This is a genomic window from Pantoea sp. GM01 (genome assembly GCF_000282675.1).
GTDB lineage: Bacteria > Pseudomonadota > Gammaproteobacteria > Enterobacterales > Enterobacteriaceae > Pantoea > Pantoea nemavictus.
On record NZ_AKIU01000056.1, the window covers coordinates 1 to 22,418 of the forward strand.

General features: G+C 56.2%; 16 protein-coding genes and 1 tRNA gene. 16 read left to right on the forward strand and 1 reads right to left on the reverse strand.

Annotation, left to right across the window (positions count from 1 at the left end; all coding sequences use genetic code 11):
• Positions 1-26 precede the first annotated feature (26 nt).
• Complete coding sequence (locus PMI17_RS17020) at positions 27-620, reverse strand: HD domain-containing protein (RefSeq protein ID WP_007890807.1); 594 nt, start codon at positions 618-620, stop codon at positions 27-29.
• A gap of 62 nt (positions 621-682) precedes the next feature.
• Between PMI17_RS17020 and PMI17_RS17025 the strand changes: the two genes are divergently transcribed.
• The 16 genes from PMI17_RS17025 (at position 683) to PMI17_RS17100 (ending at position 22,299) form a co-directional block, all read left to right on the forward strand.
• Entirely contained in the window at positions 683-1,147 is a 465-nt protein-coding gene (locus PMI17_RS17025) for a MarR family winged helix-turn-helix transcriptional regulator (protein ID WP_007890808.1), read from the forward strand.
• A gap of 100 nt (positions 1,148-1,247) precedes the next feature.
• Entirely contained in the window at positions 1,248-1,676 is a 429-nt protein-coding gene (locus tag PMI17_RS17030; protein WP_007890809.1) for an organic hydroperoxide resistance protein, read from the forward strand.
• 268 nt (positions 1,677-1,944) lie between these two features.
• Entirely contained in the window at positions 1,945-3,636 is a 1,692-nt protein-coding gene (gene eptB / locus PMI17_RS17035; protein WP_007890810.1) for a kdo(2)-lipid A phosphoethanolamine 7''-transferase, read from the forward strand.
• 150 nt (positions 3,637-3,786) lie between these two features.
• Positions 3,787-3,863 (forward strand) — tRNA-Pro (locus PMI17_RS17040).
• Positions 3,864-4,689: 826 nt separating this feature from the next.
• Complete coding sequence (gene dppA, locus PMI17_RS17045) at positions 4,690-6,300, forward strand: dipeptide ABC transporter periplasmic-binding protein DppA (RefSeq protein ID WP_007890813.1); 1,611 nt, start codon at positions 4,690-4,692, stop codon at positions 6,298-6,300.
• Positions 6,301-6,498: 198 nt separating this feature from the next.
• A complete protein-coding gene (gene dppB, locus PMI17_RS17050) occupies positions 6,499-7,518 on the forward strand; it encodes a dipeptide ABC transporter permease DppB (RefSeq protein ID WP_007890814.1) in 1,020 nt (339 codons plus the stop codon).
• 9 nt (positions 7,519-7,527) lie between these two features.
• Complete coding sequence (gene dppC, locus PMI17_RS17055; RefSeq protein ID WP_007890815.1) at positions 7,528-8,430, forward strand: dipeptide ABC transporter permease DppC; 903 nt, start codon at positions 7,528-7,530, stop codon at positions 8,428-8,430.
• A 12-nt stretch (positions 8,431-8,442) separates the two neighbouring features.
• Complete coding sequence (gene dppD / locus PMI17_RS17060; RefSeq protein ID WP_007890817.1) at positions 8,443-9,429, forward strand: dipeptide ABC transporter ATP-binding protein; 987 nt, start codon at positions 8,443-8,445, stop codon at positions 9,427-9,429.
• Positions 9,419-10,429: a dipeptide ABC transporter ATP-binding subunit DppF gene (gene dppF, locus PMI17_RS17065; RefSeq protein WP_007890819.1), complete on the forward strand. Its 1,011-nt coding sequence runs from the start codon at positions 9,419-9,421 to the stop codon at positions 10,427-10,429. Before dppD ends, dppF begins: the two co-directional genes overlap by 11 nt.
• 474 nt (positions 10,430-10,903) lie before the next feature.
• Positions 10,904-11,581: a cellulose biosynthesis protein BcsO gene (gene bcsO, locus PMI17_RS17070; RefSeq protein WP_007890820.1), complete on the forward strand. Its 678-nt coding sequence runs from the start codon at positions 10,904-10,906 to the stop codon at positions 11,579-11,581.
• Positions 11,572-12,372 carry a cellulose biosynthesis protein BcsQ gene (gene bcsQ / locus PMI17_RS17075; protein ID WP_007890821.1) on the forward strand — a complete coding sequence of 267 codons (801 nt, stop codon included), beginning with the start codon at positions 11,572-11,574 and terminating at the stop codon, positions 12,370-12,372. Before bcsO ends, bcsQ begins: the two co-directional genes overlap by 10 nt.
• A 54-nt stretch (positions 12,373-12,426) precedes the next feature.
• Positions 12,427-14,532 carry a UDP-forming cellulose synthase catalytic subunit gene (gene bcsA, locus PMI17_RS17080; protein ID WP_007890822.1) on the forward strand — a complete coding sequence of 702 codons (2,106 nt, stop codon included), beginning with the start codon at positions 12,427-12,429 and terminating at the stop codon, positions 14,530-14,532.
• The gene (gene bcsB, locus PMI17_RS17085) at positions 14,529-17,024 is read left to right on the forward strand and encodes a cellulose biosynthesis cyclic di-GMP-binding regulatory protein BcsB (protein WP_007890823.1); all 2,496 of its coding nucleotides are present in this window, start codon (positions 14,529-14,531) and stop codon (positions 17,022-17,024) included. The genes bcsA and bcsB overlap by 4 nt, the downstream gene beginning before the upstream one ends.
• Before the next feature lie 11 nt (positions 17,025-17,035).
• Positions 17,036-20,839, forward strand: coding sequence for a cellulose biosynthesis protein BcsC (locus tag PMI17_RS17090; RefSeq protein WP_007890824.1), 3,804 nt, complete (start codon positions 17,036-17,038; stop codon positions 20,837-20,839).
• Positions 20,839-21,285, forward strand: a complete 447-nt coding sequence (gene bcsD / locus PMI17_RS17095; RefSeq protein ID WP_007890826.1) for a cellulose biosynthesis protein BcsD — start codon at positions 20,839-20,841, stop codon at positions 21,283-21,285. Before PMI17_RS17090 ends, bcsD begins: the two co-directional genes overlap by 1 nt.
• 9 nt (positions 21,286-21,294) lie before the next feature.
• Positions 21,295-22,299 (forward strand): glycosyl hydrolase family 8, encoded by a 1,005-nt coding sequence (locus tag PMI17_RS17100; RefSeq protein WP_007890828.1) that lies wholly within the window; start codon positions 21,295-21,297, stop codon positions 22,297-22,299.
• The last annotated feature ends 119 nt before the right edge of the window (positions 22,300-22,418 follow it).

Below are 22,418 nucleotides of genomic sequence, written 5' to 3' on the forward strand. Positions count from 1 at the left end.
CCCACCCCGCCTCTATGGCGGGTTTTTTAATTTATGCCGCCATACTTCGCCGCCTGTTTCACGAACCAACTCTCGGGCACGCTGTGTGGTGGCTGCGCTAACTGCGCAAGCCCTTGTTTAATGGTTTGATCCGCCTGCTGCCACAAATGGCGATCGCCGTCGCGTAATAGCTGTATCTGAACCTGTTTTTCCACAAGGTAGACGCGCGCAAAGTCGGCATCGTACTGCACGATGGCGCGGGTGTTATCGATGATGTCGGCCAGTTTGATGGTTTGCGCTTCGGGCGAGGCATCCGCGGTATGACGAAAGTGCGCCAGCTTACGCGCTGCACGATTTTTGGCTGCAGGCTGCGCGCTGTCGGTGAGCATATCAACCAACTCCGCCACGCGCGGGCCGAAATGACGCTCAATATCGTCTATTGTGCTGGGGGTATCTTCTACCGTGTCATGCAGCCAGGCGGCGGCAATCATCTGTTCATCATCGGTGACGCTGCGCACCAGTTCGGCCACGGCTGCCGGATGCACGATATAGGGCTCGTCAGTGTATTTACGGCGCTGACCGGCAGCGGCGTGCGCCTCAGTGGCATAACGGCGCGCTTGCTCTTCCAGTGAATCTCGCATATTTCACTCTCCCAGAGAAAAGTCGCTTGCAATTATCTAGCGCGCTATTTATATTGAAACTCATGAACAGTAATCAAGATGACAAAAAAGTGAAGCAGGCGCCACTGCAGTTAGATCAGCAGCTCTGTTTCGCACTGTATTCGGCGAACCTCGCGATGCACAAAGTCTATCGCCAGTTGCTGTCAAAGCTGGAGATTACCTATCCGCAATATCTGGTGATGCTGGTGTTGTGGAATCAGGACGATGTGACGGTCTCGGAGATTGGCGAGCAGCTGTTTCTTGATTCGGCGACGCTAACGCCGCTGCTGAAACGTCTGGAGAGCGCCGGTTTACTGCGCCGTCAGCGTTCACGCCAGGATGAGCGCCAGGTGGTGGTGACGCTGACTGATGAAGGTCGCGCCTTGCGTGATAAAGCGGAAACCATTCCCGAAGCCATTCAGTGCGCAACCGCCTGTGATGATCAGGCGATGGCGCAGCTCAAAGGGCAGCTGGACGAATTGCGCGACAGCTTGTATCACGCCAACTAATTACACCAACGGGAAGTCGCTGTCTCGGCATCCCTTAATGAAGTTCAGGTTTGCGCATAATAAGTAGTGCGCGATTATATAGCGAATAAATGAGGTTATTATGTCTTTAGAACAAGTTGTTTACACTGCAAAAGCTAAAGCTACCGGCGGCCGTGATGGTCGTGCGACTTCTTCTGACAACGTGCTGGATGTGAAACTGGGCGTGCCAAAAGAGATGGGCGGCGCTGGCGGCGAAGTCACGAACCCAGAGCAGCTGTTTGCGGCGGGTTACTCAGCCTGTTTCCTCGGCGCAATGAAGTTTGTGGCGGGCCGTGACAAAATTGCGATGCCAAAAGATGCGTGGATTGAAGGCGAAGTCGGTATTGGTCCAATCCCGAACGGTTTTGGTATCGAAGCCAAGCTGAATATCCACCTGCCAGCCATGGACGCTGCTGAAGCGCAAAAGCTGGTTGATGCTGCTCATATCGTTTGCCCATACTCAAACGCGACGCGCGGCAACATCGATGTCACGCTGAATATCATCAACTAATTGCGAGTGATGAGAATGCAAGGCTCCTGCGGGAGCCTTTTTTATATCTGAAGATCGGCGTTCCCGGTTCGATAAGCAAATTTCTCTGGTCTTACCATTGGTTAAATGTTCTACTGCTCGGCTTCGCGCCATCGCCATATCGCCAGTCGGAATCGTCCCGATCCTGTACGTTGCGTCACGCTTTTTCTGCGGTTTAGCGAACTCTGCTGTCTTTACATAGTCACATTACGGTTGATACAACGACACCAGGTCGGGAATAGATATTTTCATGAATTATATTAAAAGTTTAACGCAGCAAAAGCTGTCATTGCTGCTTGCTTTATATCTCGGTATCTTGCTGAATTTACCGATATTTTATCGCCGTTTTGACGGTTTTTTAACGAAATCAAACCTCTCTGATTGGCTCTCTGCAGCGGCAGAAGTGATGGCCGCCGTGTTGCTGACCTTCTTCCTGATGCGCTTGCTATCACTGGGTGGCAAATGGGCTTATCGCATTCTTGCCAGCCTCATCGTGATCATTTCGGTGGCAGCCGCCTATTACATGGCGTTCTTCAACGTAGTGATTGGTTACGGCATTATCGCGTCAGTGATGACCACCGATGTTGATCTCTCGAAAGAAGTAATTGGCCTGCGCTTCGTGCTGTGGATGGTGCTGGTGAGCGCACTTCCGCTGCTGCTGATTTGGCGCAATAACCTGAGTCTGACACTGTTCGAACAGCTGAAAACGCCGGGTCAGCGTCTTAAACCGACGGTGATTTTGTTGCTGAGCGTGGCGTTGGTATGGCTGCCCATTCGCTATTTTGACAAGTTGCAGAAGGTTAACGAAGAGATCACCAATATCGATTTACCGAGCTACGGTGGTGTGGTCGCACACTCGTATCTGCCATCAAACTGGATCGCCGCGCTGGGACTGTTTGCCTGGACCAAAATGGATGAAGAGTGGGATGGCAAAGAGTTGCTTGATCCGGCGAAGCAGTTTACCTACGTCGCACCGCCGGGCATCGACGATACCTATATGGTGTTTGTGATTGGCGAAACCACGCGCTGGGATCACATGGGGATGCTGGGCTACGATCGCGATACCACGCCGAAGCTGTCAAAAGAGAAAAATCTGGTCGCCTTCCGCGGCGAGTCTTGTGATACCGCCACCAAGCTGTCGCTGCGCTGTATGTTCGTGCGCGAAGGCGGCACCATGGACAATCCAGGACGTACGCTGAAAGAGCAGAATATTTTCGCCGTACTGAAAGAGTTGGGCTTTACCTCCGAACTGTTCGCCATGCAGAGCGAAGTGTGGTTCTACGATAACGCCAATACCAACAACTTCTCATTCCGCGAGCAGATTGGCTCAGAGAAGCGCAATCAGGGCAAAGCGGTAGATGACATGCTGTTAGTGCCGGAACTGCAGGCATCATTGCAGCGTTTCCCTAAAGGTAAGCACGTGGTCATCCTGCACACCAAAGGGTCGCATTATCTCTATTCGCAGCGCTACCCGCGCGACTTCGCTCGCTACAAGCCGGAGTGTATGGGAGTTGATGAAACCTGCAGCAAAGCGCAGTTGATCAATGCTTATGACAACTCGGTTTTATACGTTGATACCATGCTGGATAGCGTGCTCGATCAGCTGCGTGATAAGAAGGCGATAGTGTTCTATGCCGCCGACCATGGTGAATCGATCAGTGAGAATATGCATCTGCACGGTACGCCGCGTGAGATGGCGCCACCGGAGCAATTCCGCGTGCCAATGATGGTGTGGGCTTCCGATAAGTATCTGGACGATCCCACCAACCGTAGCAACTTTGAGCGCTTACAAGCGCAACAGCGCGTCGGCAAAACGCATCGTCATGTTGAGTTGTTCGACACCATTTTGGGCTGCCTGGGTTATACCTCGCCAGATGGCGGGATCAAAGCAGCCAATAACTGGTGCCAGGCACCTGCGGGTACTCCAGCTAAAACGCTGTAATATCCTGGGGTCTCCATTAATGGCGACCGCTACGCCGAACCCATTGAGCAGCAGGGCTTTTAGGGTGCTGCTTGCTTTCCAGGCGATCAGATGGGTTTTCAGCAAAAGGGATTGACGCTTTTTTAGCGGCGCAGTAATATGCGCCCCCATCGGCGAGTAGCGCAGCTTGGTAGCGCAACTGGTTTGGGACCAGTGGGTCGGAGGTTCGAATCCTCTCTCGCCGACCATCTTTGAAGAAACCTGCTTTTATAAGCAGGTTTTTTTTCGTCTGTAATTTGGCGGATCACCACATTGGACCGCTGCGCTCTGTTTAAAAGCGCAACCACACGTGCAGGCGATGGGAAGGCGGCTCGGTTAGCAAAGCGTCCGCCGCAGGGATGCGGCGGCCGAGGCTACAGGGACGTATTCACGCCGTCTTTGCGTTCGAGCCGCCTTTCCTGAGCACCGCAACGAGCAAACAGCAAAACCCGTAAATACACCCGTTCCGCCAGTTAAACCCGAAATAATCACCATTATGTCCACTTTCATCTCTGCACCCCACGCCAAATCGAACCCGCCCGCTTAATTCGTGACACATTCTTCTTATGACCGGTTTATGCATCATGCTGATTTCTTATGCCATTTTACTAGCACATTCCGCTGCCTGAACGTCATAACGCACGAAGAATCGTTCAGATATTCAACATTTACCAATAACTTTTGTATGTTTTTTAGCGGTGATAATCACTGTCATTTGCCTACATAGCCAGATAATCACGCGGCATTGAGTGCTTTATCACCTTTTTAAATTTTGGCTCAGCGCAATAAGGGTGTTTTTTATCGTTGCTTGCACTTACTCACACTCTGTGTAAATAACCCCACACTGTATTGACGTTTATTGCAACTGTTGACAAATTGATGCGTCAATAAAATGTAGAGACGGACCTGCCTGACAATGTCCCCGGCAAAAATAACCGCTCACATTTTGCTTACGCTTAATTGACCTGCCCGAACCGCATAAAAAAATCAGAGGTCGGGCGACGCACACAACATCACATCACAATGGAGCAAAACATGATCAACTCCCTGGCTAAATCCAGGATGCTGAAGGTCGGTCTCAGCCTGATTGCTATGACCGTTGCCGCTGGTGTCCAGGCGAAAACCCTCGTTTATTGTTCAGAAGGTTCGCCTGAAGGCTTCAACCCGCAGCTCTTCACATCGGGCACCACCTACGATGCTAGCTCTGTACCGATCTACAACCGTCTGGTTGAGTTCAAAACCGGTACCACCGAGTTGCAGCCAGGTCTGGCAGAAAAATGGGATGTCAGCGCGGACGGTAAAACCTATACCTTCCATCTGCGCCAGGGCGTGAAGTGGCAATCGACCAAAGACTTCAAGCCAACCCGTACCTTCAATGCCGATGACGTCGTGTTCTCCTTCGAGCGTCAGCTCGACAAAAACAACAAATATCACGGTGTTTCTGGCGGCAGCTACGAATACTTCGAAGGCATGGACATGCCTAAGCTGATCGCCAAAATCGAAAAAGTTGACGATTACACCGTACGCTTCACCCTGACCCGTCCAGAAGCGCCGTTCATCGCTGACCTCGGTATGGACTTCGCTTCAATTCTGTCAAAAGAGTACGCCGACAACATGCTGAAAGCGGGCACGCCAGAGAAGCTGGACCTCAATCCAGTGGGCACCGGTCCATTCGTGCTGCAGCAATATCAGAAAGATTCGCGCATTCTGTATAAAGCTAACCCAGACTTCTGGGGCACCAAGCCGAAGATTGATCGCTTAGTGTTCTCCATCACGCCAGATGCTTCTGTCCGTTACGCCAAACTGCAGAAGGGTGAGTGCCAGGTTATGCCGTACCCGAATCCGGCCGACATCGCCAGCATGAAGAAAGACGACAAAATTAATCTGATGGAGCAGCCTGGTCTGAACGTCGGTTACCTGTCGTTCAACACCGAGAAAAAACCGCTGGATAACGTGAAAGTGCGTCAGGCACTGACCATGGCGGTGAACAAACAAGCCATTATTGATGCCGTTTATCAGGGCGCTGGCCAGGCCGCGAAAAACCTGATCCCGCCAACCATGTGGGGCTACAACGACGACATCAAAGATTACGCCTACGATCCTGAGAAAGCTAAAGCGCTGCTGAAAGAAGCGGGCATGCCAGATGGCTTCTCAATCGACCTGTGGGCCATGCCGGTACAACGTCCATACAACCCGAACGCACGCCGTATGGCTGAAATGGTTCAGGCTGACTGGGCGAAAATTGGCGTGAAAGCCAAAATCGTTACCTTCGAATGGGGCGAGTACCTGAAACGCGCGAAAGCCGGGGAACACCAGACCGTCATGATGGGCTGGACCGGTGATAATGGGGATCCGGATAACTTCTTCGCTACGCTGTTCAGCTGTGCAGCAGCGAAAGACGGTTCGAACTACTCACGTTGGTGCTACAAGCCGTTTGAAGATCTGATTCAGCCAGCACGTGCTGAAGCCGATCACAACAAACGTATTGAGCTGTACAAACAGGCTCAGGTAGTGATGCATGACCAGGCTCCGGCGCTGATCATCGCCCACTCAACCGTATATGAGCCAGTGAGCAAGAAAGTATCTGGTTATGTGGTTGATCCATTAGGTAAACATCACTTCGAAAACGTCGATATCCAGGAATAACCTTTCGGATTATCGCGGTTAGGGCCAGCATTGCTGGCCCTCGGGCGGCACCTTCGCCGCCCGTATTCCGCTCTTTTTTTCCGGCTAATTCTACTAATGAAGCGCTTCTTGCGTCGCGTCCGCCTATGGCTGGCTGCGAGTGTTGAGCAATGTTGTCCCCGGCGGTAACGCTATGGGAAATGTCAGAGAACCAGGCTTATGCTGCAATTCATACTCCGACGTTTGGGCCTTGTCATCCCAACGTTCATCGGTATCACGTTATTGACCTTCGCGTTTGTCCATTTAATCCCCGGCGATCCGGTACTGATCATGGCCGGTGAACGCGGCATCTCCCCCGAACGTCACGCTCAGCTGATGGCGCAGTTTGGCCTCGATCAGCCGATGTGGAAGCAATATCTCACCTACATCAATGGTGTACTGCACGGCGACCTTGGCATCTCGCTGAAAAGCCGCATCCCGGTCTGGGATGAATTCGTTCCTCGTTTTAAAGCCACGCTGGAACTGGGCATCTGCGCCATGTTGTTCGCGGTTGCAGTGGGTATTCCTGTTGGTGTGCTGGCAGCGGTAAAACGCGGCTCAATCTTCGATCACACCGCCGTAGGCATCTCGCTCACCGGTTACTCGATGCCGATTTTCTGGTGGGGCATCATGCTGATCATGCTGGTCTCGGTGCAGTGGAACCTCACGCCGGTCTCCGGGCGCGTCAGCGACATCATCTTCCTTGACGACAGCCATCCGCTCACCGGCTTTATGCTGATTGATACGCTGCTGTGGGGTGAACCGGGCGATTTCAAAGATGCCGTGATGCACATGATTTTACCGGCCATCGTGCTTGGCACCATTCCGCTGGCGGTGATTGTGCGTATGACGCGCTCCTCCATGCTGGAAGTGCTGGGTGAAGACTACATCCGCACCGCGCGCGCCAAAGGTTTGACGCGCATGCGCGTGATTGTGGTGCATGCGCTGCGTAACGCCATGCTGCCGGTGGTCACTGTGATTGGCTTGCAGGTCGGTACGCTGCTGGCCGGTGCGATCCTGACCGAAACCATCTTCTCGTGGCCGGGACTCGGCCGCTGGCTGATCGAAGCGCTGCAACGCCGTGACTATCCGGTGGTACAGGGCGGCGTATTGCTGGTGGCGATTCTGATCATCGTGGTCAACCTGCTGGTTGATCTGTTGTACGGCGTGGTCAATCCACGTATCCGTCATAAGAAATAAGGGGGAATCATGTCTGCTGTTGATCCCGCAAGCGTAACTGCTGCACCCAAGCCGATGACCCCGTTACAGGAATTCTGGCACTACTTCAAACGTAATAAAGGCGCAGTTATCGGCCTGGTTTACATCGTTCTGATGCTATTAATCGCCATCTTTGCCGATGTGCTGGCACCACACGCACCGGCTGAACAGTTCCGCGATGCCTTGCTGCATCCACCGGTCTGGCAGGAAGGCGGCAACTGGAGCTACATCCTTGGTACCGATGACGTGGGCCGCGATGTGCTGTCGCGTCTGATGTACGGTGCTCGCCTGTCGCTGCTGGTGGGCTGCATGGTCGTCGTGCTGTCGCTGATTCTTGGCGTGATATTCGGTTTGATGGCCGGCTATCTCGGCGGCGTGGTGGACGCGATTATTATGCGCGTGGTCGACATCATGCTGGCGCTGCCAAGCCTGCTGCTGGCATTGGTGTTAGTGGCGATCTTCGGTCCGTCGATCGTCAATGCTTCGCTGGCCATCACCTTCGTGGCGCTGCCGCACTACATCCGTCTGACACGTGCTGCGGTGCTGGTTGAAGTCAACCGCGACTACGTCACCGCGTCGAGCGTGGCGGGAGCTGGCACGCTGCGTCAGATGTTTATCAATATTCTGCCTAACTGCCTGGCACCGCTGATCGTGCAGGCATCATTAGGCTTCTCCAACGCCATCCTTGATATGGCGGCGTTGGGCTTTCTCGGTATGGGGGCGCAACCGCCAACGCCGGAGTGGGGCACCATGCTCTCCGACGTGTTGCAGTATGCGCAAAGTGCCTGGTGGGTGGTGACGTTCCCTGGCGTGATCATTTTGCTGACGGTTTTGGCATTCAACCTCATGGGCGATGGTTTGCGTGATGCACTCGACCCGAAACTCAAGCAGTAAAGAGGCACCGAGATGGCGTTATTAAATGTAGATAAGTTATCGGTGCATTTCGGCGACGAAAAGACACCGTTCCGTGCGGTTGACCGCATTAGTTATCAGGTCGAGCAGGGCCAGGTGGTTGGTATTGTCGGTGAATCGGGTTCCGGTAAATCGGTCAGCTCGCTGGCGATCATGGGCCTGATTGATTATCCCGGCCGCGTGATGGCCGAAAAACTGGAATTCAACGGGCGCGACCTGCAGAAAATCTCCGAAAAAGAGCGCCGCCAACTGGTTGGTGCTGAAGTGGCGATGATCTTCCAGGACCCGATGACCAGTCTCAACCCGTGCTACACCGTAGGTTTCCAGATTATGGAAGCGCTCAAGGTGCATCAGGGCGGCAGTAAACGTACCCGTCGTCAGCGCGCGGTTGATCTGCTCGATCAGGTGGGCATTCCCGATGCGGCATCGCGTCTGGATGTCTATCCGCACCAGCTTTCTGGCGGGATGAGCCAACGCGTGATGATCGCCATGGCGATTGCCTGCAAACCGAAGCTGCTGATTGCCGATGAGCCGACTACGGCGCTCGACGTCACCATTCAGGCGCAAATCATCGAACTGCTGCTGGAGTTGCAGAAGCAGGAGGACATGGCGCTGATCCTGATTACCCACGATCTGGCGCTAGTGGCCGAAGCGGCTCAGCACATCATCGTGATGTATGCCGGTCAGGTGGTGGAAAGCGGTAAAGCGGTGGATATCTTCAAAGCACCGCGTCATCCCTACACGCAAGCGCTGCTGCGCGCGTTGCCGGAATTTGCTGCGGACAAAGCGCGTCTGGCGTCGCTGCCGGGCGTGGTGCCGGGTAAATACGATCGCCCAACCGGCTGCCTGTTAAATCCGCGCTGCCCGTACGTGACCGATCGCTGCCGCCGTGAAGAGCCGGAGCTGCGCGACATTCCTGGCCGTCAGGCCAAATGTCACTTCCCACTGGATGATGCCGGGAGACCGACTTATGAGTCTTGATAACAACCAGCAGGATTACCTGCTGCAGGCGATTGACCTGAAAAAACACTACCCGGTGAAGAAAGGTCTGTTCGGCCAGGAACGTCTGGTAAAAGCGCTGGATGGCGTGTCGTTCAACCTCGAACGCGGCAAAACGCTGGCGGTGGTGGGTGAATCCGGCTGCGGTAAATCGACGCTGGGCCGCTTGCTGACCATGATTGAAACGCCGACCGAAGGCCAGCTCTTCTGGCACGGTCAGGATCTGTTGAAGCACGATCCGCAGGCGCAGAAACTGCGCCGTCAGAAAATCCAGATCGTGTTCCAGAACCCGTACGGCTCGCTCAATCCGCGCAAGAAAATCAGTCAGATTCTTGAAGAGCCGCTGGTGATCAACACCTCGCTGACCAAAGCGGAACGCAAAGAAAAAACGCTGGAGATGATGGCGAAAGTTGGCCTGAAAACCGAGCATTACGATCGCTATCCGCACATGTTCTCCGGTGGACAGCGCCAGCGTATCGCTATCGCACGCGGCCTGATGCTCGATCCGGATGTGCTGATTGCCGATGAACCTGTTTCCGCCCTCGATGTGTCGGTGCGCGCGCAGGTGCTCAACCTGATGATGGATTTGCAGCAGGATTTAGGTCTGTCCTACGTCTTCATCTCGCATGATTTATCGGTGGTGGAGCACATCGCTGATGAGGTGATGGTGATGTATCTCGGTCGCTGCGTGGAGAAGGGCAGCAAAGAGGCGATCTTCAGCAATCCGCGCCACCCTTACACTCAGGCGCTGCTGTCGGCGACACCGCGTCTTAATCCAGACGACCGTCGCGAGCGTATTAAGCTGACAGGCGAACTGCCGAGCCCGCTCAATCCGCCGCCGGGCTGTGCGTTTAACGCGCGCTGCCGCCGTCGTTTTGGCACCTGTGTTCAGCTGCAGCCAAAGCTGAAGCAGTATGGCGATCAGCAAATTGCCTGCTTCGCGGTTGATCAGGATGAAAATCAGCCGGTGGGCACGCTATAAATTAACGCCAATGATGGTTGAAGGCTCCCGCGGGAGCCTTTCTTTTTGGCAATGTAATACATCAGGGAAATTAACGGCTGAGAACCCCATCATCAAGGTGCTTTAAAAAGCATAACCTGAATGAATCAGTAATCAACTGGTCCTGATTAGGATATAAAGCGTAAAGGCAAATTCTTATTTTAATCAGGATTGCGTGAGCTTCATCACATTGGAATAAAATCCATAACTTGCAGCGCAGTAGAGTATTTTCAGTAGCTTAGGTTAAAATCCCGCGCGTCACTATTTCTGTTAATTGATACTAATTAATCCCCGTCAATAAACAATTGCACGCTTTTTGCATTCCCAGTTTTTCAATCAGAAAGATAGAATTCTTTTATTGAATGCGACGTTTTAATAATCAGATTTGTCTCACCGTCTCTTAATGTGTGTGATATATTCGCGGAAAATTCCCTCCCGTTTTTACAGGCTCTGATCATGAAGAATTACGACGATCTGCAGCGTTTTAAAGAGAAAACGCAGACGCTTGATATCGCTTTTAAGGACATGTCCGGCCAATCGCAGGAAGCCGATCAAAGCCAGTGGGCGTTACTCCGCCAATTGGCTACCGATCAAGAGCCAGAATTAGGCAGCGGTCAGCGCATTGATATGCCGCAACCTCAGCCCATTAGCGGTGATGAATTCAGTGCACCGCCAGCGCCTGTTCAGACGGCATCAATGGCCACCTCACGCGGATCGATTCTCGATAGTGTGAGCGCGTCTGGCGCGGTCCCAGCGGCGAGCAATTCGTCCCTGTTCCCGCCCGCCCCAGCTAAATCCGCGACAGCATCAATGCCGCTTGCGCCGAAAGCCACGCTGGTTGAGCGCCAGGCCGCCACCTCACTGTTCCCGCCGGCTAAACCTGCTGCAGCGCCTGCGGTTCAGCCTGCGGCTGCCGCCGAACCAGCACCGATTGCTCCCGCGCCTGTCGCGCCAGCACCGCTCGCGGTCGCACCGGCATCTACTTTTGCCGCACCGGTTGAACCGGCACGTCCGGCCGCGTCTGCACCGTCCCGTTTTGGTGCTCTGTTCCGCTCGCGTCCTGCTGAGCCTGCTAATCTTGCAAAAGAAACACCGTTAAAACCGCTACTGGAGAAGATTGCGCTATGCCGTTAGTTTGTGTGTGCTCGCCAAAAGGGGGAGTAGGGAAAACCACCATGGCGGCCAACCTTGCGTGGAGTCTGGCTCGCGCTGGCAGCAAGGTATTGGCAATCGATTTTGATGTTCAGAATGCCCTGCGCCTGCATTTCGGCGTGCCGCTCAATGATGGTCGCGGTTTTGTGGCGCGCTCTGCAGATCAAGCCGACTGGAGCCAATCCATTCTGACCACCGGCGGCAATATTTTCGTTATGCCGTATGGCGATGTCACCGAAGAGCAGCGCGAACGTTTTGAAGAGAACCTGGTAAAAGATCCGCACTTCCTGCAGCGCGGTCTGGACACGGTACTGAACTATCCGGGATTGGTCATCATTGCCGATTTTCCTCCGGGCCCGGGCCCTGCGCTTAAAGCCATGACCGCGCTTGCCGATATGCATGTAGTGGTGATGCTGGCAGATACCGCATCGGTCTCTCTACTGCCGCAAATAGAAAATGACCGCATGATTGGTCAGCCCCTAAATAATAAACGGGGTCATTATTTTGTGCTTAACCAGAGCGATAACCGCCGCAATATTAGCCGTGAAGTCACGGAATTTATGCAGCAGCGTTTAGGTGAGAATTTATTAGGCGTGGTACATCGTGATGAAAGCGTCGCGGAAGCCAATGCCTCGCAACAATCCGTTTATGATTTCAGCCCGGCTTCTGCAGCTGCGTTTGATATCGAATTAGTGGCGAAACGCGTGGCTAATATCCTGAATATCACCGTGGGTAACGGCGAAGTTCAGGCCCCCATTCGCAGCCACTATTAATAATGAGGCCGGATCCGGCCACATAATAACAACACAGCTTCTTCAGGGTGAATCATGAGTAAACTCGGGTTTTACCTGCTACTGCTGGTGCTTGCACCGGTAGCAGCGGTAATCGTCATCACGCCTATGGACAGCCAAAAGCAATATATCTTTGGCTTGATCAGCATCGGGATGATGTTTTTACTGGGCTTCAGCAAAAGCCGCAAAATAACCGTTGTGATGGTTATCCTTTCCGCGCTGATGTCGACCCGATATATCTGGTGGCGCACCACGGAGACGCTGCAGTTTAATTCAGAGATTGAAGCGATCCTGGGTATCGGCTTATATCTGGCCGAACTGTACGTCTGGCTGATCTTAATTCTTGGTTTCCTGCAAACTACCTGGCCATTAAAGCGCACCATCGAGCCGCTGCCGGATGATATTAGCCTGTGGCCGACGGTGGACGTCTATGTACCGACCTACAACGAAAGTCTGGATGTAGTGCGTGATACCGTGCTGGCGGCGCAGTGTATTGATTATCCGCGCGACAAGCTGAAGGTCTATTTGCTGGATGATGGTAAGCGCAGCGAGTTTGCGGTGTTTGCGGCTGACGTTGGCGTGGGTTACATCACGCGTGACGACAACAGCCACGCCAAAGCCGGTAACCTCAACCACGCGATGAAGATCACCAAAGGTGAACTGATCTGCATCTTCGACTGCGACCACGTTGCCACGCGCACTTTCCTGCAGGCGACGGTGGGGCCCTTCCTGAACGATCCAAAGCTGGCGCTGCTGCAGACGCCGCACTACTTCTATTCGCCGGATCCGTTCGAACGTAACCTGCGCGCAGCGCGCAGCATTCCGAACGAAGGTTCGCTGTTCTACGGCCCGGTCCAGCAGGGTAACGATAACTGGAACGCCACCTTCTTCTGCGGCTCCTGTGCGGTGATCCGCCGTAGCGCGCTGGAAGAGATCGGTGGTTTTGCGGTAGAAACCGTCACCGAAGATGCGCACACCGCGCTGAAAATGCAGCGCCTCGGTTGGGGATCTGCTTTCCTGGCGATTCCGCTGGCGGCGGGTCTGGCAACCGAGCGTCTGGGTCTGCACGTGGTGCAGCGTAACCGCTGGGCACGCGGCATGACGCAGATCTTCCGCGTCGATAATCCGCTGTTTGGTCGGGGTTTAAAGTGGCAGCAGCGTCTGTGCTACCTCAACGCCATGCTGCACTTCCAGTTCGGCTTGCCGCGCGTGGCGTTCCTGACGGCACCGCTGGCGTACCTGCTGTTTAACCTGAATATCATCCACTCGTCGGCATCGCTGATTTTTGCCTATGTATTGCCGCATCTGGTGATGTCGCTCTACGTCAACTCGCGCATGAACGGCAAGTTCCGCTACACCTTCTGGGGCGAAATCTACGAAACCGTGATGTGCTTCCACCTCGTTATCCCCACGCTGGTGACCATGCTGGCACCGAAGCGCGGGAAATTTAACGTAACGGATAAAGGCGGTTTGCTCGATCAAGGCTTCTTCGATTTCCACATCGTGCGTCCACACGTGATTGTTGCGCTGCTGCTGTCGATTGGCATCATCGCGGGCGTGGTGCGTGCGGTGGCGCATGACTACTTTGGCGTTGATCCTTACGTTATCGCGCTCAACGTCGGCTGGGCGGTGTTCAGCCTGATCATCCTGATGGCGGCCATTGCCGTGGCGCGTGAAACCAAACAGGTGCGTAAAACCATCCGTATCGAAGTACAGATTCCGGCGGTGATTCACTATGCCAGCGGCATCTCGTCACGCACGCAAACCAGCGATCTGTCGATGGGCGGTGCGCAGCTCGATGCGCCGGACAATCGTCATGAGCAGGATGAAATCGAAGAGATCGATCTGCTGTTGAAATCCGGCACCATCACCATTCCGGTAAGCAAAATCTCCGGTGATGACGAGAGCATCCGTCTGCGCTTTGGCGATATGCCGCTGTCGCGCCGCCGTGAACTGGTGCGTGTGGTGCTGGCGCGCGCCGATGCGTGGATCCAGCCCGAGTACAAGCAGGACAACCCGCTGGTTTCGCTTGGCACCATTATTCGTACCGTATTTGAGCTGTTCTGGCTGACCTGGAAAGATCGCCGTGAGAAGCGTAAGCGTGACAACCAGCCCGCCGCAAAAGAGGACAGCGCTGCATGAAGAATTTGACGCAAACGTTGCTGGCAAGCGCGCTGGCAACGGCGCTGCTGCTCGCGCCCGCGTGGGCTGAAACCCCGGCGGTCACTCAGGATAGCGGTGCGCTGTCTGAGGTTCCTCCGCCGCAGGGCATGGAAAGTGCGGCCGATCAGCAGCTGCAACAGGCGGCAGGCGCAGCACCGTACGCGCCAGCGGAAACGGCACCGGTAACGGAAAACGACGCGCCCGTAGAGCCCGCGCCAGGCGAAACCGCACCCGCGCCCGAGATGGTGCTGCCAACGGTTGCCCCTGCTGCACCTGCGGCCATTGCGGATAACGCAGCGGTAACGCTCAATCAGCCGATCAGTACCACCGTTTCCGTCGCGCAGATGGGCCAGCCGCGCGGCATTACGCTCACCGGCGGTCAGCTGCAATCCGGTATCGTCTTCACGCTGCCCAGCGATGAAGTGATCACCAACGCGCGCCTCAATCTGTCACTGCGCGTCTCGGCAGCACTGGCGGCGCGCAACACGTCGCTGCAGCTGATGCTGAACGGTCAGCCGCTCGGCACTCTGCCGCTCGGTTCGAGCGACAGCGACGTCAGCGATTACCAGCTGGATATTCCGGCAGCGATGGTGGTCTCCAGTAACAACCTCAGCTTCAAGATTAACGATGCCGACAAGCTGCTGTGCGAGAAAGAGAGCGCGCAGCAGTATCAGGTAGCGATTCTGCCCAAAACCACGCTGAGCCTCGAAGGCCAGCAGCTGAATATTGGCACCAGCCTGCGCAACTTCCCGCGTCCGTTTATCGATGCGCAGCGCATGACGCCAGCCAGCGTCACCTTTGGCTTTGCAGCCAATGTCGCGCCGGACAGCATCAGCGCCGCTGCGCTGGTGGCATCGTGGATGGGCATTCAGTCGGACTATCGTGGGATTCGTTTCCCGGTGGTGCGCGGCGATCTGCCTGAGCACAACGGCATTCTGGTGGGACATCCGGGCGATAAGATCGGCACCGTGACCTTGCCCGCCACCAGCGGTCCGCTGCTGCAGGTGATCGATAATCCCAACAATCCGGTCTACAAACTGCTGCTGGTGGTGGGCGCCAATGACGATCAGCTGCGTCAGGCCGCCAACCGTTTAACCACGCAGCCGCTGGCCACCGATGCCAGCAGCCTGAACGTACAACCGCAGCCGATTGGTATGCGCAAACCGTACGATGCTCCGCGCTGGATCAACACCACGCGTCCGGTGCGCCTGAGCGAACTGCTGCGTAAAGACCAGAGCCTGACCACCACCGGCATCTGGCACGATGCGCTGAGCGTCAACTTCCGCGCCGCGCCGGATCTGTTTATGTGGGATGGCGACACCATTCCAGTGGAGCTGCACTATCGCTTCCCGTCCGAAAGCTGGATTGATGAGAACAACTCGTTCCTCAACGTGATGATCAACGGCACCTTCCTGCGCAACCTGACGGTGAACAAAGTGGGCCTGCTGGAAAGCGCCTGGCATCGCCTGGGTGGCGACGCGCGTCAGGAGCATTACACCCTGAAGCTCGAGCCATACCTGATTTACGGTGACAACCAGCTGGCGCTCTACTTCAACATCAAGCCGAAAGCGGATGCACCGTGCGGCGTGCTGCTGAACAACAACATCAAGAGCCGCATTGAAGAGGATTCGTGGATCGATCTGAGCCACACGCGCCACTTCACCATGCTGCCGAACCTCTCTTACTTTGTTGGTGCCTCGTTCCCGTTCTCGCGTCTGGCGGACTTCTCGCAGACCACGCTGCTGCTGCCGCAACAGCCGAGCGATGCGGAGATCGCTACGCTGCTGGATATGGCATCACGTGCCGGTAACGCCACTGGCGTGCCGCTGCTGCAGAACCAGGTGCTATTTGGCCTGCCAAACGGCGGCACCAACATGACGCGCCTGCAGCGCAGCGATGTGTTAGCAGTGAGCACCACGCAGAACAACGACTTCAACCAGGCAATGCTGGCCAACACGCCGTATGAAACCAGCGGCAACACGCTGGGCGTGAAAGAGCCGAACACCTGGGACAAGCTGCGCGGCTGGCTGACCGGCGACTGGTATCGCCAGCAGCTGGATGCCGATCGTTACTTCTCGTCCAACGAAGCATGGCGCGGCTTTGTCAGCTATCGCTCGCCGTGGAACCGCGATCGCCTGGTGGTGATGACGGTGGCGACCAGCGACCAGCAACTGCTGCGCCTGCATGAAGACCTGAATTCGGCGCGCATCAACGCCGGAATTCGCGGCGATACCGCCATCATCACCGATGAGAACGGCATTCGCAGTTTCCGCGTGGGTCCGCAATTCCCGAGCGGTGAAATGCCGTGGTACATGATGGTGGTGTGGTATGCCAACCAGCACTCGGTGCTGATGGCGCTGGCGGCATTGCTGCTTTCAGCGCTGGTCGGCAGTGGGGCCTGGGTGATGCTGAAACGTCATGCGTGGCGTCGTCTCAACCCAAAAGTTGATAGCAAGTCCGGCAAGAAGTAAGGATAAAAATAATGAAAAAACATCTGTTAAGTGCCGGCATTCGTCATGCCCTGATTCTGGGTGGGGCGCTCACGCTCTCGCAGCCGCTGCTGGCGGCGGAGAGTAACAATCCTGCGTTACAGGCGCTGTTCGATCAGGCGGCTTACTGGCATCAGAAAGCGCATGACGATTTGGCGAAGGCCTCGCTGCAGAAAGTGCTGATGGTTGAGCCAAACAACACTCAGGCGCTCTATTTGCTGGCGCTCTATTCGCAGCAGAGCGGCGGCACAGCGGAAGCGGCGCAGTGGCGTGCGCGCCTGAGTGCGGCATCGCCAAACGATCCGCATCTCAGCGAGCTGGATAACGCACGTCAGCTGCAAACCATTCCGCAGGCGCAGCTACAACTGGCGCGCCAGCAGGCGCGCAGCGGCAATATTGCGGCTTCGCTGCAAACCTGGCGTAACACCTTCAGCGGTAACGAGCCGCCGCCGAGCGTGGCGGCAGAATACTACCTGACGATGGCGGGCGATCGCTCGCTGCTGCCGCAGGCGGTGGAAGCGCTGCGGCAGTTCTCCGCCGATCATCCGCAGGATACCGGCGCCAAACTGGCGCTGGGTAAAGCGCTAACCTATCAGGAAGCGACCCGTCGTCAGGGTATTGATGTGCTCGGCAGCCTGGCGGATGGCAACAAAGAAGCCGACCGCTCGCTGCGTCAGGCGCTGCTGTGGCTTGGCCCGCAGGCTTCTGATGCCTCGCTGTACCAAACCTGGCAGCAGCGTCATCCGCAGGATAACGCGGTGCTGGATTACTACCGTAAAAATGTCGGCGGTGCGGAGAAAGGCGCGGGCTTTACCGCGCTGAACAGCGGCGACGTCAGCAATGCGCAAAACAACTTTGAGAAAGTGCTGCAAGCCAACCCGCAAGATGCGGATGCGCTGGCGGGTATGGGCTACGTCGCTCAGCGCGCCGGACGTTACGCCGAAGCGGCGGATTACCTGACGCGCGCCGCGCAGTTAGGCGGCGATCAAAGCGACACACGCCAGAAGCAGGCCGCCGATGCGCGCTTCTATGCCCAGCTGGCGACCGCGCAGCAGGCGCTAAAAAATGGCGATAGCGCACAGGCGTTGGCGCTGAGCGAACCGCTGGCGCAGGCCGACGGCGAGAAAGGTGTGTCCGCCAAACTGTTCCGCGCGGATGTGCAGCGTCGCAGCAATCAGCTCGATCAGGCGGAGCAAACCTATCGCGCCATCCTGCAAAGTGATGCCAATAACCGTAATGCCAAAGAAGGCCTGTTCTACGTGCTGCGCCAGCAGAACCGTGGCGCAGAAGCCAATACGCTGCTGGGGTCGCTGCCGGATAGCGTACGTCAAAGCGTGGCACCGCGCGGCAGCAGCACCGATCCGATTCGTGCGCAGGCCAAACGTGAGCTGGCAGCAGGCAACAACAGCGCGGCTGTCGCCACCCTGACCAGCGGCATTCAGCGCTATCCCAACGATGGCTGGCTACGTCTCGATCTGGCACGCATCTATCGCGCGCAGGGCAATAGCATGATGGCGGCCAATATCATGCAGCCCACGCTGCGCACCGGTGCCAGCACCACCGAACTCTATGCGGGCGCGTTAAACGCCAGCGAAAGCGGTGCCTGGCAGCAGGCGAGTATGCTGCTGTCACGCATTCCCAACGGCAACAAAAACAGCGATATGCGCGAGCTGGCGCAGCGCGTGAACTTCAACCTGCAGATGGCTACTGCCGATCAATATCTGGCGCAGGGTTCGAATGCGGCGGCAGCCAACACCTTGCGTGCGCTGGCGTCAACGCCGCCGGCTAATCCGGTGGATGCCGGTAATCTGGCGCAGAAACTGGCGAAAGCGGGCGATCTCACCACGGCGGTTTCCGTGGTGCGCAGCAACATGCAGCGCGGCATCCAGGGCAACGCCGGTGATTACGCCGCGCAGGTTGCGGTGCTAAACCAGGCCGGTCTGAACACCGAAGCGCAGAGCTTCCTCAGCAGCCCGGAACTGCAGGCGCGCAGCACGCCCACCCAGCTGGCAGGTATTCGTAATGGCTATGTGATCAACGAAGTGGATCGTCTGCGCGAGCAGAAACAGTACGCCGCCGCTTACGACAAGCTGGTGGGCGCGCTGCAGCACGATCCGCAGAACCGCGATCTGATGTTCGCCATGGCGCGACTGTATCAGTCCGGCAAGATGAACAAAGAAGCCGGCGTGGTTTACGACTATCTGATGACACAGGACACCGCAACGCAAGACGCGCGTACCGGCGCCATCAACGTGGCGCTGGCGCAGAACGACGTCAACAAAGCTAACACCTTGACCCGCGGCCTGAATAATGAGCAGTCACCCGATCGTCTGCTGTTGTTAGCGCGCGTAGCCGAAGCCAACGGCGAACACAGCCAGGCGATGAGTTATCTACGTAGCGCACGCGGTCAGCTGATTGGTCTGCAAGGTGCCACCAATGGCAACGTGCCGAGCGTCGGCGGCCTGGCGCTGGCCGACAATCCGTTTATCAATCGCGGCACCTCGCCGGTTGGCCGCTCGCCATCCAGCTATGGCGCGGTAATGCCGTGGCAGTCGGCGCCCGACGCCACCAGCAGCGCGGAAGGCGTGACGCTGGCGAGCAATACGCCGGCCGTGCAGCAGAGCCAGACGCTGCGCCAAATCGACAACATGATGGACGATCTGCAAGAGAAAACCGGCACCTGGGTGCAGGGCCAGATGCAGGTGCGTGGACGTGACGGCGAATCCGGTCTGAGTAAACTGACCGAAGCCAAAGCGCCGCTCACCTTCTCCACCGTGCCGTTTGGCGAATCGCGTTTCGATTTCACCATGACGCCAATTTCCCTCACCGCAGGCAGCGCTGGCGGCGACGCATGGCGTCGTTTCGGCACCAACGCGCTGGAACAGGGCAAAGTGGTGGCGGCAGGTGGAGCGAAAATTGACGATGTGCCTAACGCCTCCACCGACTCGCAATCGGCGACCGGCGTGGAGCTGAACATGGCGCTGAAGGGTGACAGCTACAAAATCGACATCGGCAGCACGCCGCTCGGCCAGGACTTGAGTACGCTGGTGGGCGGCGTGCAGTGGTCGCCGAAGCTGACCGACTTCCTGACGCTGATCCTCACCGGTGAACGTCGCGCGATGACCGACAGCCTGCTGTCGTATGTCGGCGTGGAAGACAAAACCAGCGGTAAACGCTGGGGGCGCGTCACCAAAAACGGCGGTAATGCCTTGCTGAGCTATGACAACGGCGATGCCGGTTTCTACGTCGGCGGCGGGGCTTACAGCTATATCGGCGAAAACGTGGCGAGCAACAACAGCGTTCAGGCCACCGCCGGTGCTTATGTGCGTCCGTATCACCTCGACGATCGCGAGCTGAAAGTCGGCATGAGTTTGTCCTGGATGGATTACTCGAAAAACCTCAGCTACTTCAGCTACGGTCAGGGCGGCTACTTCAGCCCGCAGAACTATGCGTCGGTGTCGTTCCCCATCGAGTTCAGCCGCAAGTTTGACGATCTGAAAGTCAACGTTGGCGGTTCGGTGGGTTATCAATCCTACAGTCAGGATAAGAGCGCCTACTTCCCGAACAACCCGTCGCTGCAGTCTCAGCTGCAGAGTCTGGCCGATCAAGGTTACGTGAAGGATGCGTTCTATAGCGGCGACAGCAAAAACGGCATCGGCTATAACCTGCATGCCGGTGCGGATTATAAGATCAACAAAGATGTCACCGTCGGCGGTCAGTTGGGCTACGACACCTTTGGTGATTACAACGAAAGTACCGCCAATCTGTACTTCCGTTATCTGTTCGGAGATTACTAATGAGTGAGCAAGTGAGCGCGCGCGTCAGCCATCCGCATCAGCCGGGTTGGTTCGATCTGGTGAGCGCGATGATTGAAAGCATGCTGGACAACGCGGGCGAGGAGGCGGAAGGCTTCCTCAACGGCGTCGGCACATCGCTGGCGACCCGCTATCCTTTACCTGAAGCGCGCACCGTGCAGGACCTGGAACGCGAAATGAATCTACAGCTGGCGCGTTTTAACTGGGGTTTTGTGCAGTTACAGCCGCAGGAAAATGCCATTCTGATTCAACACCACGCGCTGCCGCAGGGTGACAGCAATGTCGGTGTTGAACGCTGGCAGCTGGCATTAAGCGCGGTACTGGCGGGCCTGTATGCGCAGTGGCTGCAAGCCCAGGGCGGCAGCGCGGCGGTGCCGCTGACGCTTGAGCAGAACGACGGCGGCACGCTGCACTATCGATATCAATAGGATGCTGTGATGAGAGTGATGCGCTTTTGGCGTCAATGGATGCTGTGTTTCATGGTGATGTTTTTTAGCGCCCAGGCGGCCGCAGATGGCTGGAGTACTTACAAAAGCCGTTTTATGAGCAGCGACGGCCGTATCAGCGATACGGCAAACAACAACGTGAGCCATACCGAAGGTCAGGGCTACGGCATGTTGTTGGCGGTGGCACATGACGATCGCGCGACTTTCGATCTGCTGTGGCAGTGGACGCGCAGCCATCTGCGCAATCCGCAAAACGATCTGTTCTACTGGCGCTACACGCCAGGTGCCGCCGATCCGATCGCCGATAAAAATAACGCTTCCGATGGCGATGTGCTGATTGCCTGGGCTCTGCAACGTGCGGCGCAGAAGTGGGGCGGCGACTACCAGCAGGCATCGGACCGCATTCAGCGTGCGATAGTGAAGCTCAATGTGATCAGTTATGGCGGGCATAAAGTGATGCTGCCGGGCGCGCAGGGTTTCAATAAAACCAGTTATGTGGTGCTCAATCCCTCTTATTTCCTGTTCGCTGCATGGCGTGAGTTTGCCGAGCACAGCCATCTGCGCATCTGGAATGAGTTGATGGATGACGGCATGGATCTGTTAGGCGACATGCATTTTGGTAAAACCGGCCTGCCGCTTGATTGGGTGGCGCTGAATGCTGATGGTTCGGTGGCTCCTGCCATCGGTTATTCTAACCGCTTCAGCTATGACGCCATTCGTATTCCGCTGAATATCTGGTGGTACGATCCGCAAAGCCTACGTCTGGTGCCGTTCCAGCGCGTGTGGCAGGGCTCGGCGCGCATGACCACGCCGGCCTGGTATGATGTGCTGGGAAATACGCCCGCGCCATACAATATGGAAGGCGGCCTGATTGCGGTTCGTGATTTGACCCTGAACCAAACCCAGTATCTCAATGACAAGCTAGCAGCGGATCAAAACTACTTCTCCGCCAGCCTGCAGCTGCTAACCTGGATGGCGTATCAGGAGAAGCGGTAGGTCTCATTTTCGAGCGGGTCGCAATAAATGGCGTAATGCCGATCAGTTAAGCGCTGAGCGACTTTCGTTCGCCATTAGCTGAGGCAGTTTCAGCTATGCCGTGCGGCGACCGAGAAGAG